Genomic DNA, 13,128 nt, shown 5'->3' on the forward strand with positions numbered 1-13,128 from the left:
ATCTTGACGTTGGTGAGGTCGACGTCGGAGTGATCCGCCTTGACGCGGATCTTGACGTTGTAGTCGATGACGCGTTTGACCGCGACGAGTACTTTCATGGTGTCCTCGCTTGGTTCGATGGGTGAACCGTCTGGTTTTGGACTCGCTGACGCCCAGCACCTTCAAGGAAGGTCAACGATCCCTTAGAACCGGTTGGTATTCCTTTATGTTTCATGCAAGCGTTTGATAGACATCAAACCAAAAAACCTTGCCAATTTGCCACAGCCCGGCTGGTGGCAACAATCCCTGGTAGTGCGGTGTCATCCTACATTGCCATCGTAGGGGTGTCCTGAGTCGTTTATTATGCCTATCATGTAGAATATCGAGAAGCAAACGACCGTTTTATTTTTCTTCGACGTTGGTGGCACGGTTCCGACGCCGAAGCCGAGGGAGGAGCGACTGGCATGTCTGAGCAAGTAGAACGCGATTCGATGGACTTCGACGTAGTGATCGTCGGCGCCGGCCCCTCGGGGCTGTCAGCTGCCTGCCGCCTGATGCAACAGGCCAATGAGGCGGGCCAGGAGCTGACGGTGTGCGTGGTGGAGAAAGGCTCCGAGGTAGGCGCCCATATTCTTTCTGGGGCCGTCTTCGAGCCTCGCGCCCTGCAAGAGCTGTTCCCCGATTGGGAAGAGCGCGGCGCCCCGCTGACCACCCCCGCGACCCGCGATGAAGTCTATCTGCTCAAGAATGCCGAAAAAGCCCAGAAGCTTCCCAACGCTTTGGTGCCGAAGAGCATGCACAACACCGGCGGCGACATGAAGCGCTACGTGATCAGCGCCGGCAACCTTTGCCGCTGGCTGGCCGAACAGGCCGAGGGGCTCGGCGTCGAGGTATTCCCCGGTTTTGCTGCCCAGGACGTGATTCACGACGATGACAGCACCGTGCGCGGCATTCTCATCGGCGACATGGGCGTGGCCGCCGACGGTACGCCCAAGGACAGCTACATGCCGGGCATGGAACTGCGCGCCAAGTACACGCTGTTTGCCGAGGGCGCCCGCGGCCACCTGGGCAAGGCGCTGATCTCGCGCTTCAAGCTCGACGAGGGCAAGGACCCCCAGCACTATGGCATTGGTCTCAAGGAATTGTGGGACATCCCCGCCGAGAAGCACGAGCCGGGCCTGGTGCTGCACGGCTCGGGCTGGCCGCTGGCCAACGACACCCATGGCGGCTGGTTCCTCTATCATGCCGAGAACCATCAGGTGGTGGTCGGCCTGATCATGGACCTCTCCTACAAGAACCCCTGGCTCTCGCCCTTCGACGAGTTCCAGCGCATGAAGCATCACCCGGTGCTGGCCAAGCACCTCGAGGGTGGCAAGCGCGTGGCCTATGGGGCACGAGCCATCACCAAGGGCGGCCTCAACTGCCTGCCGAAGATGACCTTCCCCGGCGGCCTGCTGATCGGCTGCGATGCAGGCACACTGAACTTCGCCAAGATCAAGGGCCTGCACACCGCCATGAAATCCGGCCTGGTGGCTGCCGAGACGGTGTTCGAGGCACTCGCCGATGGTGACGAGGGCGGACGCGAGCTGACCGCTTTCAGCCAGAAGTGGGAGCAGAGCTGGGCCTACGCCGAGCTCAAGGAGACCGCCAGCTTCGGCCCGGCGCTGCATAAGTACGGCACCGTGGGCGGCGGGGCCTACAATTTCGTCAACCAGCTGCTTGGCGGAAAACTGCCCAACCTGCACGACACCACGCCGGACCACGCCGCCCTTGAGCCGGCCGACAAATTCGAGAAAATCGACTACCCCAAGCCCGACGGCAAGCTCTCCTTCGACAAGCTCTCTTCGGTATTTTTATCGAACACCAACCATGAGGAGGACCAGCCGAGCCATCTGAAGCTGAAGGATCCGGAAATTCCCGTCCAGGAGAACCTGCCGAAGTACGCCGAGCCGGCTCAGCGCTACTGCCCGGCCGGGGTCTACGAGATAGTGGAAGACGACGACGGCAAGCCACGCTTCCAGATCAACTTCCAAAACTGCGTGCACTGCAAGACCTGCGACATCAAGGATCCGGCGCAGAACATCAAATGGGTGGCGCCGGAGGGCGGCGGCGGTCCCAACTACCCGAACATGTAACGTTGGCAAGCAGACGCAGGGCGTGCCAATGGCACGCCCTGCGTCGTTCTACAGAAAAATTCGGCAGGCACAGCCCGATGGCCTTCTCTCAGCTGCGCCCGGCGGTCGCTTGGGAAGATACCGACACCAGCCGAGACAGCTGAGAGTGCGCTTCATCCGCACGCGGCACCTCCGGGGTTAACACCCCCAGCTCATACACGGTTTCAAGGCAGTGTCGCACGGCCTCGATACCGAAGCCGCGGCCGGCCAGAATCTCGCGATAACTGACGGTATGCAGATCCGTGAAGCCGCTGGAGAATTCGAACTCTTCTCCGTCGCAGGTGATGCTGCGGTAGGTGGAGTGCTGGCCGCCCATGCGCTCGGGCAGGTCCTCGGCGTCGATGGAGAGAAACCAGCGCACCCGCGCCTTTTCGTATTCGAGAAAACCGGCGGCCTTGTGCTCGTCGTGATAGTGCAGTACCTGCTTCTGCAACTCGCCGAAGATGAGGTGCAGCATGTCGAAGAAGTGAATGCCTATCTCTGCCATCACGCCGAACGATTTGCGTGGATCGCCCTTCCAACTGGCCAGGTACCAGGGCCCGCGTACCGTGATATAGGTCAGTTCGACCTCGTATCGGCCCTCGCGCCGCTCGGCCAGCACCTTGTCGCGCAGTTCATGTATGGCTGGGTGGTGGCGTAGCTGCATGATGCTGTATACGCGATGCCCGGTCTCTCGCTCGATACAGCGAAGCTCATCGAGCTGAACCGGCATCGACACCAGCGGTTTCTCGCAGATCACGTCGCAGCCCAGGTACAGCCCGGCGGTGATGTGCGCACTGTGCAAGTGGTTGGGGGAACAAACCACCCAGTAGTCGATCCCCTTCCCCTTCTGTCGCCTGAGCCGCCAAGCATGCTCCATGAAGCTCTCGAACTCAGTGAAAAAAGCACAATCGGTCGAGATGGAATCGATAATGCCTACCGAGTCGTTGATATCATAAGCCGCCACCAAGGTGTGTCCCGTCTCCTTGATAGCCTGCATGTGACGAGGCGCGATGTATCCGGCAGCTCCTATGAGGGCAAAATTCATCGTTTTCTCCCTCGGTTCCCTTGACCGCCTTTCTCCCTGACCTTCGGCTGACCTAAAGGTCGCTCCCGGTTAATCCAAGCCTAGCTCAGTCAGCCTCGTGCCACCGGTCTCGACGGGTCACGAACCCATTCGCTCCACGACCCAGGGAAGAGCCGGGGCATGGCGCGACCGGCAATGGCATAAGCCAGAATGTTGTGGCAGGCGGTCACGCCTGAGCCGCAGTAGGCCACGATGGCCTCGCCATGGGGAAGCTCGGCATCCAGCGTCTCGGACGCTTTGAAGCGTCCAGCTTCGGTCAGGTTGGCAGCACTGGGTCGACACACCGCACCGGGAATGTGCCCGGCTACCGGATCGATGGGCTCGGCCACACCGCGAAAACGCTCTTCGCTACGAGCATCGACCTTGAGCTCCCGCCCCGAGAAGACTTCGTCTGCGCTCATGAGCGCCCTGTCATCGAAGCTCGGCTGCCAGCGGCTCGGCTCGGGCCGTACTTCCTGCCCCAGCACGAGCTCGCCGCCCTCCTCCTGCCAGGCGCGCAGCCCTCCGTCGAGTACGCGGACATTAGGATGTCCTGCCCACACGGCCAGCATCCACCAGGCCCGGGCTGCGGCCAGTTGACCGCCCATGTCGTCCAGCACCACGACAGGAACGGTAGGCGTGATCCCGAGCTGCTGCAGCGTGGCAGCAAAGGCACCGGACAGCGGCAATGGGTGGCGGCCGCCTTCACCGGGCTCTGCCGCAAGGTCGCGATCAAGATCGAGATGCAGGCTACCGGGGACGTGCCCGGCTTCCCAGAGGCGATGACCGGCTGCGCTATCGCCCAACCGCGCACGGCAATCGAGAACTCTCGGTGGATTTTGTCCCTGCAGCGACTCGGCCAACTCGGCGGCAGTGATCAGCACTAGGCTCATGCGCGTTCTCCTTGGGCAAGCTCGGTAAGCGCCCTCTCGCTGGCAAACAGCTCGATGGGAGCTCGGCAGGCCAGCAGACGGCGCCGCCCGGCCTGCTTGAAGTTTACCTCGATTACCGGATCTGCGGGGTCGCCCTCCACGACCACGACCTCGCCCTCACCGAATACCGCATGGCGCAACCACTGTCCTGGCCGATACGGCTGTGCTGCATAGGTCGCGCTCGGCTCGGCAACCGCTGGCGAACGTTGCGCCAGCTCGACTCCCGCATGGCCCACTGCGGCAAGGTAGCGCGAAATCAGCTCAGGCGAAGCCACCATCAGAGAAGCGCTGCCCTCAACCGAACCCGACAATCGTGCCGCGACTTGGCGGCAATCCTCCCATGCCGTCTCGGCAAGGAAACGGCTGGGACGATGGTCGCCACCGTCATGCAGCAGCAGCAGGCGCTCACGTGCGCGGGTCACGGCGACGTAAAACAGTCGTCGCTCCTCTTCCAGACGCTCGGGCGACAGCGGATTGTCGCGGCTGTAGTGGGGAAAATCCTCTTCATTGGCCCCCGCAACTACCACCAGCGGCCACTCCAATCCCTTGGCGCCATGTACGGTGGTGATCAGCAGCCCGTCGGCATGGTTCTCGACGGGGCGTTCGAGCAGCTCGATGAAGGCGTCGATGTCACGGGTCTCCCCCGCCTGTTCGACGAGCACGTCGAGCAGGCGCACATCCTCTTCGCCTTTCTCGCGACGTGCGGCGGCACGCTTGAGTACCTTTTCGGCATCCAGGGAGTCGATCACATGCGTCAACAGGCGTGCCGGCGCCCAGTTGCCGAGACGGGGAAGTTCACATAGTAGCGTCCAGCGCCGCTTCAGGTTGCGGCGTTGCATGGGTTTGAGGCCGGCCAGCAAGGGATCGTCCCGATCAGGGTAGTGCTGCGTCTGCGCCAGCCGCTGGGCCAAGGCGACGAGGCGCTCACGGGCGACGAACGGTGTGGGCTGCTCCAGCAAGCGCAGGAGATGTGCCGGGTCGTGCAGCAGGGTTGGGGTTCGCGCCAGGCGCAGGTAGCCGGCGAGCGCCTGCACCAGCGGCAGACGAAAGACGAAGCGATCCTCGCGGGAGAGGCGAAACGGGATGCCGGCTTGCAGCAGCTGCAGCTGAACGGGCACCGACAGCGCCCAGCTTCGCACCAGCAGGCACGCCTCGCCCAAGGTTCGCCCGGCATGCTTCCAGCGGTCGAGAGTAGCCAGTAACGCCGCTCGCCCCTGTTCGACGGCCAGTTCGGTGCGCGGATTGCCGGGGGCGGCCAGGCATAGCTGGTCGGGCCGCCGCCGATTGGCGGCGATGGCATGATTGGCCAACAATGCCAGCGAGTGGCCGTGGCGGAAGGTAGTGGAGAGCGGGTAATCAGTGGCCGCACCGAAAGTCGCGGTGAAATGCTCGCGCATGGTATCGGGATGGGCCCCCCGCCACTCGTAGATGCACTGGTTGGCGTCCCCTACTGCCATCACGTCGGCGTCGGCTCCGGCGAGTATCGCCAGCAGGCGCAGTTGGGCCTGGTTGATGTCCTGGTACTCGTCGACGATCGCCTGGTCGAGAAAGCCCTGGACCCGCCGGGCCAGACCGGCATCCGCCTCCAGCGCGCGCAAGGGTCGAAACAGCAGGTCCGAATAGGTCATCAGGCCATGCTCGGCCAGCAGCGCCTCGAGCCGCATGAACGCCTCGGCGAAGTGCTCGCTGCCCTCGTCGTAGTCGAGCCGTTCCAGGAGCGTGGCCGCCGGCACCATTTCGGCCTTCACCAAGCCGCAGAAATGCGCCAGCGCCTCCAAGGTATCGGCCTCTAACGCCATCTCGCGCCGGTCGCCATCCTCCAGTACGTCGAGGGTTGCCTGGCGCAGCAGCCGCTCCACCTGCCAGTCGGCGGCGATCAGTCGACGCGGTGCCAGTGCACCCCAGCGGGTCAGGCTCACGGTCAGGCGATGTCCCAGCGAATGGAAGGTACGCACGTCCGGCAGGCGCTGGCCCACGGGTGCCATCTCGACGAGCCGACGCTGGAAGTCCTCGCGCGCCGAGCGATTGAACATCAGCACCAGGATCCGGTTCGCCGGGACCCCGCGCGCGAGCAGATGCAGCACGCGCGCGACCAGGGTGGTCGTCTTGCCGGCACCCGCCACGGCAGCTACCCGGGCATGACCGACACCGTGCTCGACAACGGCACGCTGCTCGCCGGTCAGCCTCACGGAGCCTCGGCGGGCAAATTGCCCAGCGGCTGCCATACGCCTGCGCTGGTCAAGCCGAGTTCGATCACTCCGCCATCCTCCTGGCGCTGTTCGGCACAGTCCACCAGGCGGTAGAAGACGTTGCGACCCAGACGGGCCGAGAGGCCAAAGCGCACCGGCACCTCGGGCACCTGCGTGCCGTCCGGCGTGTCACTTAGCCGCAGCCGATGCTCGTCGTCCAACCGCAAGCGGTCGCCGGCATTGGTAGTGAGCCACCAATCCCCTGCCGTGTCCTGCTCGGCATCGACCACGACGAAGGGGCAATCGACCACATGGATACGCTGCTTCTCCACCGGGGTGACCAGATAATACTGGCCGTCGTGTTCACGTCGCAGCAGCGTCGAAAGCAGCCTGACCAGGCGGGAACGCGTCATTTCGCTGCCTTCGTGGAACCAACGCCCGTCGGCGGCAATTTCCAGGTCCATCTCCCCGGCCTGGGTCGGCTGCCAGCGGTCCACCGGAGGAATGACCCCATCGGGCTCGACGTGGTTGAGCAGTGGGTCCAGGTTCATGCTTGTCCCTCCGACATGAAATTTTCCCCCTGGCTACACCAGGCCGGCCCGGGCCAGGACATCGCGGGTTTCGTCAGATACCTCCGGAGCGGCATGGCGAAACAGCTGGTAGAAGTTGGCCGTGGTCTGCATGGCTACCTCGTCGACGCTGATACCACGCTCGCGGGCGATGCACTGGGCCACTTCCACCACCCAGGCTGGCTCGTTGGGTTTGCCGCGATGCGGCACCGGCGCCAGGTAGGGGCTGTCGGTCTCGATCAGCAGCCGGTCGAGAGGCACACGGCGCGCCACCTCGCGCAGGCTCTCGGCATTACGAAAAGTGACGATGCCCGACAGCGAGATGTAGAAGCCGTGACCAACCGCCTCCCGTGCCATCTCGAGGTCTTCGGTAAAACAGTGCAACACCCCGCCGATGGCCGGATCACTGTGTTCACGAATCAGTGCCAGGGTGTCCTCGCGGGCATCGCGGGTATGCACGATCACCGGCAGCTCGAGCTCGGTAGCGGCAACCAGCTGCCGCCTGAAGCGCTCGCGTTGTACTTCCCGCGACGGCACGTGCTCGGGCGTCTTGTCGAGATAATGATAATCCAACCCGCACTCGCCGATGGCCACGGCACCGAAGCGCTCCGCCGTCTCCTTGATAAGCTCGAGGTCGGGCTCGCGCTCCAGTAAATGCATGGGGTGCACGCCGGCAGAGATCGCCACGTCGGCGTGCTCACGGGCGATCCCGGCCAGGCTCGGCACGTCCTCGAGGGTCACCGCAATGGCAAGGAACTGGCGAACGTCGCGTGCCCGGGCCGCCTCCAGGGCGGCGGAGAGGCTGCCATCGTGAGTCGTCGGATCGAGGCGGTCGAGGTGACAATGGGAATCGACAAACATGCAGGGTAAAACTCGTCGGTTGAATGGCCCGGAACGGCAGTGCTTTCCATTCACAGGGTATAGGTCGGGGCGCCTTTGTCCAGCTGGCCTGCCAGCAAGGCCTCGATACGGCCGCGCACGGCCTGGTCCTCAGGGCTGAAGTGGATGCCGATACCCGGCACTCGCCTCCCCGCCACGCCATCGGGCGAGACCCAGACGACCTGGCCGGTCACCGGTACCCGCTCGCTTTCGCCGGGTAAGGTCAACAATAGATAGACTTCCTGGCCCAGTTCGTAGCGCTCGCGGGTGGGCACGAAGATGCCGCCCCGTTCCAGCAGCGGCATATAGGCGGAGAGCAGCGTCTGCTCGTCCTGTATCGTCAGTGACAGGGCCTTCTGCGGTGCCATGAATTCTCCTCCCTTCGCCCTGCTTCAGGAACGCAGCAGGGTCGACCAGCGTACCAGCCAGGCCTCGAGAACCAGCTGAGGGTTGGGATTGCCACCCGCGGCCAGCAGACGACGCTGCTCACGGGCGAAGTCCAGCAGCCGGAACCAGTCTTGCACCCGGGCGTTCTTGACCGCCTGGCGGTAGAGCGGCAACAGGTCGGGGTTGCGTACTTCTTCGGTTTCACCCGACAAGCCCAGGCGGATGAGATCCTCGAGCCAGGCAATACCGTACCACAGGATCGACTCCAGGGACTGTCGGTCGAGGCGGGCCGCCTCCGCCACCGGCTCGGCACCGCGCACCAGGGCATCGAAGGTCTCATGCAGTTGCTTGCGCAGCGCCCTGGATTCGGGGGTGGCCAGCTCGGCCGCCAGCAGCGGCAACCCACCCGAGACCTGGTACCAGAACGCGGCTTCGTCGCGACCGCCCAGTTGTTTCGCCAGCCATTCCAGGCTCTGTTCGGGTTGCGGTAACGGCAGGCTCCAGTGCTGGCAGCGCGAGCGTATGGTGGCCAGCATGCGCGAGGGAACGTCCGCCAGCAACACGAACTGGGTCCGCTCCCCCGGCTCCTCAAGGCTCTTGAGCAGCGCGTTGGCAGCCGCCACGTTCATCGCCTCGGCCGGCGATAGCACGATCACGCGGTAGCCGCCCTGTTGGGCGGTCTGGGCAACGAAGGCATTGACCTCGCGGATGGGGTCGATGCGGATCTGCCGCTTGCCCTCTTCCGGCGAGACGCGCAGCAGGTCGGGATGATAGCCGGACGCCAGCATGCGACAGCCGTGGCAATGGCCGCAGGCCACTTCGCCCGGAGAGGTACACAGCAGATAGCCGATCAGAGCTTCGGCGAAGCGCTGCTTGCCGACGCCATGCGGCCCTGAGAGCAACAGCGCATGAGGCAGCCGAGCACCACGGTACAGCGTCAGGAACTGACGCCACAGCGGCTCCTGCCAGGGTAGCGGATTCGGCAGGGAGGACTCGCTCACAGCCATGCCCCGACCCGCTCTTCCAGGCATGCCGCAAGGCGCGCCTGCACGGTTTCCAAGGGGGCATCGGCATCGATGACCGCCACCCGCCGGGGCGCCGCGCCGGCCCGGGCCAGGTAGGCTCGCCGCACGGCCTCGAAGAAGGCCGCGTGCTCCTGTTCGAAGCGGTCACGAGTGTCGCCGCTAGCGGCTAAGCGGCCCTGCAGGCGCCGCTGAGCCGCCTCCACCGGCATGTCGAACAGCAGCGTCAGGTCGGGCTCTAGCCCCTGCTGAACGAAGCGTTCCAGCTCGGCGATGCGGCCCGGATCGATACCACGCCCACCGCCCTGGTAGGCGAAGGTGGCATCGGTAAAACGATCGCAGAGTACCCAGGCGCCCCGTTCCAACGCTGGGCGAATGCGCTGCGCCAAATGCTGGGCTCGAGCGGCGAACACCAGCAGCAATTCGGCATCGTCGGCGAACGGTTCGTCGGCCTGCGGCGAGAGTAGCAGCTCACGAATGGCTTCGGCCCGCGGTGTGCCGCCCGGCTCCCGAGTGCGCACTACCTCGACGCCGCGCGCCACCAGCCACTGGGCCACCCAAGCCAGGTTGGTCGATTTGCCGACTCCCTCGCCGCCTTCCAGGGTGATGAATCGTCCACGCTGTTGCATCGGGGCTCCTGTGCGTCCGGCCGCTCAACGGTTGCGAATGTAGCGGTTCACGGCATTGTTGTGTTCGCGCAGCGTACGCGAGAAGTGGTGCGTACCGTCGCCCCGCGAGACGAAGTAGAGCGTCTCGCCGGGCAGCGGATCGACGGCGGCTTCGAGCGAGGCGCGCCCCGGCATGGCGATGGGCGTCGGTGGCATGCCGTCGATGGTATAGGTGTTGTACGGGGTCGATTCCTGCAGGTCGGCGCGGGTGATGCGACCCTCGTAGCGCTCGCCCATGCCATAGATCACGGTCGGGTCGGTCTGCAGGCGCATGCCGCGTTCCAGGCGACGCATGAAGACACCGGCAATCTCGCGACGTTCCTCGGGAGCTCCGGTTTCACGCTCGATCAGCGAAGCCATGATCAGCGCCTCATAGGGCGTCTCGATGGGTAGGTCGTCACTGCGAGTCTCCCAAACCTCGTCCAGCACCTGCTCCATGCGTGCCAATGCCTGACGCAGGATGTCGACGTCGCTCATGCCCTTGTGGTAGCGATAGGTGTCGGGGAAGAACCAGCCCTCGGGATGGCGCCCTTCGCGGTCGATCAGCGCCATGATCTCTTCGTCGCTGAGGTCTGCGGTGCGGCTCTCGAGCTTGGGCGCGGCATCGAGACGGGCACGCATCTGGCGGAAGTTCCAGCCCTCCGGAATGGTCAGTGGATAGGTGACGACCCGGTCGCTGCCGAGCAGCTCGATCAGTTCACGCCCGCTCATGCCCGGCTCGAGCATGTACTCGCCGGCTCGCAACTGCGGAATCGTATCGGGTTCGACTCGCGTCAACAGACGAAACGCCCACTCGTCCTCGATCACACCGCGCGCATCGAGGTCCCCGATTACCCGGTTGTACCCCGCCCCACGCGGTACTTCGTAAAGGGTTTCCTCCTCCACCGAGAGGGGGGCGTCGAGCCGGCTCTCCCAATAGCGATAGCCGGCGAACACCGCCACGGCCGCCAAGACGGCCAGCACCACCAGAAACTTAACCAAACGCAGCATGCGCTTTCCTCGTTGCCCTATTCATTGCCCACTACCTTCAGCCTGCGGAAACAAGCCGGCGAAGTTCGCCTGGCCAAGTTCGGCCCGCACGGCTCAATTTCCGAAGTCTGTCGGGTATCCCAACAGCTCATGGGCTTCCCGCTGAACGCTGCGATGAAGATCGACCAGCGTCCAACGTCGCTGTAAGACGCCATCGGCGGTATCCAGGCGTTCGACGGGCCAGAGCCCTTGAAGGGAGTTGCCGAGCCACACGGCCTCGGCTTCCATCAGCACCTCCGGTCCTGTGCTGACTTCCGTGATCGACAGACGTTCCATCAGGCCAGCTCGCAGCGTACCTGCCACACCGCAACCGTCGAGCCGCGGTGTTTCGAGCCGCCCCTGGCGCTGCCAGAAAAGGTTCATGCAGGTGGCTTCGATCAGGTTCCCCTGGCTGTCGCACAGCAGCCCTTCAGCTACCTCGTGGTCATTCCACTCACTGCGCGCCAGCACGTTCTCGAGCCGATTGAGGTGCTTGATTCCCGCAAGCAGAGGCTGGCTGCCCAGTCGCAAGTGACAATGCCGCACCCGCACGCCCGCCTCCCACCGCTGGGCCTGGGGCTTGAAGCAGGACAACTGCCACAGCAAGCGCGGCGTGGCCGATGGTGAAGGAAGGTAGCCGCGACCGCCGCTGCCACGGGTCAGCACCAGTTTGAGCACCTGTAGTCCCGGCCCCGCCAGGGCCGGCAGGCCATCGAGTTCGTCGCTAGCCGGCATGGGAATCCCCAGCACGCGACACCCTCTTGCCAACCGGGCCATGTGTTGCGGCCATAGCAAGGGTTCGCCATCACGCACCAGCACGGTCTCGAACAGCCCGTCGCCATAGGCCAGGCCACGATCGTCGACCGGAATCTGTGCTTGCACCAGCGGCCGGGTCATCAAAAGGCTCAGCGCAGCCGGGAAAACACCAGGGTACCGTTGGTGCCACCGAAGCCAAATGAATTGGATAGCGCCACGTCGATCTTCATCTCACGCGCAGTATGCGGCACGTAGTCGAGATCGCAGCCTTCCTGGGGGTTGTCCAGGTTGATGGTCGGCGGTGCCACCTGATCCCGAATTGCCAGAATGCAGAAGACCGCCTCGACGGCGCCGGCAGCACCCAGCAGATGACCGATCATCGACTTGGTGGAACTCACCGCCACGGAAGAGGCGTCCTCGCCCAGCACCTTTTTCACCGCACGGGTCTCGGCCAGATCTCCGGCCGGAGTCGAAGTGCCATGAGCATTGATGTAGTCGACCTTCGACGTATCCAGGCCCGCATCGCGTATGGCGTTACGCATGGACAGCGCCGCCCCGTTGCCGTCCTCGGGCGGTGCGGTCATGTGGTAGGCATCGTCGCTCATGCCGAAACCGGTCAACTCGGCGTAGATGCGCGCGCCACGCGCCTTGGCGTGCTCGTACTCCTCGAGCACCAGGACGCCCGCGCCGTCCGACAGCACGAAGCCGTCGCGGTCGCGGTCCCAGGGGCGACTGGCGGCCTGAGGATCGTCGTTGCGGGTCGACAACGCCCGCGCTGCGGAAAACCCGCCCAGGCCCAGCGGCGTGGTGGCCATTTCGGCGCCACCGCAGATCATCACGTCGGCATCGCCGTAGGCAATGGTGCGTGCGCTGTAGCCGATGTTGTGAGTGCCGGTAGTACAAGCGGTGGTGATGGCGATATTGGGGCCACGGAAGCCATGCTGGATGGCCAGGTTGCCGGAAATCATGTTGATGATCGATCCGGGTACGAAGAACGGCGAGATACGGCGCGCACCGCCCTTGTGGAGAGCATTGTGGTTCTGCTCGATCATCGGCAGCCCACCGATACCGGAACCGATGGCGACACCGATACGCTCGGCGTTCTCCTCGCTGCACTCGATACCGGCATCCTTGATGGCCTGCGCTCCCGCTGCCACTCCGTACTGGATGAACAGATCCATTTTGCGCGCATCTTTCGGGTTCAGGTACGGGCTGATGTCGAAGTTCTTGACCGAACCGCCGAAGCGAGTGTTGAAGCCGGTAGCATCGAAATGCTCGATGGGCGCAATACCGCTGTTGCCGGCCAGGATATTTTCCCAGCTCTCTTCGACGGTATTGCCCACCGGCGTGACCAGCCCCAGCCCGGTCACCACAACTCTACGAGCCATCAGAAATCCTCCAGACAACCTTGATGACACGGCCCTTCTCCCAGACCGTCATTGCGCGCATTATACCGGACATGCTCCTTGCATGGGCAGCCACGGTCTCGATACAAAGCAAAAAGCCGCCCTGGCACTCAG

At 64.1% G+C, this 13,128-nt stretch carries 12 protein-coding genes and 1 pseudogene; 1 reads left to right on the top strand and 12 read right to left on the bottom strand.

Annotated features, from left to right (window positions below; translation table 11 throughout):
* Positions 1-98, bottom strand: a pseudogene (locus HBJ55_RS20660) (electron transfer flavoprotein subunit beta/FixA family protein); the annotation flags it as partial.
* 345 nt (positions 99-443) lie between these two features.
* Here HBJ55_RS20660 and HBJ55_RS20665 point away from each other — a divergent pair.
* Entirely contained in the window at positions 444-2,114 is a 1,671-nt protein-coding gene (locus tag HBJ55_RS20665; protein WP_167119648.1) for an electron transfer flavoprotein-ubiquinone oxidoreductase, read from the top strand.
* An 88-nt stretch (positions 2,115-2,202) separates the two neighbouring features.
* On the opposite strand, the gene HBJ55_RS20670 is transcribed toward HBJ55_RS20665, so the two are convergent.
* The 11 genes from HBJ55_RS20670 to fabF form a co-directional block, all read right to left on the bottom strand.
* Entirely contained in the window at positions 2,203-3,180 is a 978-nt protein-coding gene (locus tag HBJ55_RS20670; protein WP_167119651.1) for a Gfo/Idh/MocA family oxidoreductase, read from the bottom strand.
* 89 nt (positions 3,181-3,269) lie between these two features.
* A complete protein-coding gene (locus tag HBJ55_RS20675) occupies positions 3,270-4,091 on the bottom strand; it encodes a sulfurtransferase (RefSeq protein WP_167119654.1) in 822 nt (273 codons plus the stop codon).
* Positions 4,088-6,319, bottom strand: coding sequence for a UvrD-helicase domain-containing protein (locus tag HBJ55_RS20680; RefSeq protein WP_167119657.1), 2,232 nt, complete (start codon positions 6,317-6,319; stop codon positions 4,088-4,090). The genes HBJ55_RS20675 and HBJ55_RS20680 overlap by 4 nt, the downstream gene beginning before the upstream one ends.
* Entirely contained in the window at positions 6,316-6,870 is a 555-nt protein-coding gene (locus HBJ55_RS20685) for a DUF1285 domain-containing protein (protein ID WP_167119660.1), read from the bottom strand. The genes HBJ55_RS20680 and HBJ55_RS20685 overlap by 4 nt, the downstream gene beginning before the upstream one ends.
* Before the next feature lie 33 nt (positions 6,871-6,903).
* On the bottom strand, positions 6,904-7,749 hold the full coding sequence (locus HBJ55_RS20690; protein ID WP_167119663.1) for a TatD family hydrolase: 846 nt from the start codon (positions 7,747-7,749) through the stop codon (positions 6,904-6,906).
* 50 nt (positions 7,750-7,799) lie between these two features.
* Positions 7,800-8,135: a PilZ domain-containing protein gene (locus tag HBJ55_RS20695; protein WP_167119666.1), complete on the bottom strand. Its 336-nt coding sequence runs from the start codon at positions 8,133-8,135 to the stop codon at positions 7,800-7,802.
* 24 nt (positions 8,136-8,159) lie between these two features.
* Positions 8,160-9,155, bottom strand: coding sequence for a DNA polymerase III subunit delta' (locus HBJ55_RS20700; RefSeq protein WP_422674223.1), 996 nt, complete (start codon positions 9,153-9,155; stop codon positions 8,160-8,162).
* Positions 9,152-9,805 carry a dTMP kinase gene (tmk, locus tag HBJ55_RS20705; RefSeq protein ID WP_167119672.1) on the bottom strand — a complete coding sequence of 218 codons (654 nt, stop codon included), beginning with the start codon at positions 9,803-9,805 and terminating at the stop codon, positions 9,152-9,154. The genes HBJ55_RS20700 and tmk overlap by 4 nt, the downstream gene beginning before the upstream one ends.
* A 24-nt stretch (positions 9,806-9,829) precedes the next feature.
* Complete coding sequence (gene mltG, locus HBJ55_RS20710; RefSeq protein ID WP_167119675.1) at positions 9,830-10,834, bottom strand: endolytic transglycosylase MltG; 1,005 nt, start codon at positions 10,832-10,834, stop codon at positions 9,830-9,832.
* Between the two features lie 93 nt (positions 10,835-10,927).
* On the bottom strand, positions 10,928-11,749 hold the full coding sequence (gene pabC / locus HBJ55_RS20715) for an aminodeoxychorismate lyase (RefSeq protein ID WP_167119678.1): 822 nt from the start codon (positions 11,747-11,749) through the stop codon (positions 10,928-10,930).
* Positions 11,750-11,757: 8 nt separating this feature from the next.
* Positions 11,758-12,999, bottom strand: coding sequence for a beta-ketoacyl-ACP synthase II (gene fabF / locus HBJ55_RS20720; RefSeq protein ID WP_422674224.1), 1,242 nt, complete (start codon positions 12,997-12,999; stop codon positions 11,758-11,760).
* Positions 13,000-13,128: the final 129 nt, after the last annotated feature.

The organism is Billgrantia bachuensis, assembly GCF_011742165.1.
GTDB classification, from domain to species: domain Bacteria; phylum Pseudomonadota; class Gammaproteobacteria; order Pseudomonadales; family Halomonadaceae; genus Halomonas; species Halomonas bachuensis.

Bases quoted from the DNA above. Each gene is read 5' to 3' on its own strand.
- HBJ55_RS20665 (WP_167119648.1), top strand. From the start codon at position 444: ATGTCTGAGCAAGTAGAACGCGATTCGATGGACTTCGACGTAGTGATC.
- HBJ55_RS20670 (WP_167119651.1), bottom strand. From the start codon at position 3,180: ATGAATTTTGCCCTCATAGGAGCTGCCGGATACATCGCGCCTCGTCAC.
- HBJ55_RS20675 (WP_167119654.1), bottom strand. From the start codon at position 4,091: ATGAGCCTAGTGCTGATCACTGCCGCCGAGTTGGCCGAGTCGCTGCAG.
- HBJ55_RS20685 (WP_167119660.1), bottom strand. From the start codon at position 6,870: ATGAACCTGGACCCACTGCTCAACCACGTCGAGCCCGATGGGGTCATT.
- HBJ55_RS20690 (WP_167119663.1), bottom strand. From the start codon at position 7,749: ATGTTTGTCGATTCCCATTGTCACCTCGACCGCCTCGATCCGACGACT.
- HBJ55_RS20695 (WP_167119666.1), bottom strand. From the start codon at position 8,135: ATGGCACCGCAGAAGGCCCTGTCACTGACGATACAGGACGAGCAGACG.
- tmk (WP_167119672.1), bottom strand. From the start codon at position 9,805: ATGCAACAGCGTGGACGATTCATCACCCTGGAAGGCGGCGAGGGAGTC.
- mltG (WP_167119675.1), bottom strand. From the start codon at position 10,834: ATGCTGCGTTTGGTTAAGTTTCTGGTGGTGCTGGCCGTCTTGGCGGCC.
- pabC (WP_167119678.1), bottom strand. From the start codon at position 11,749: ATGACCCGGCCGCTGGTGCAAGCACAGATTCCGGTCGACGATCGTGGC.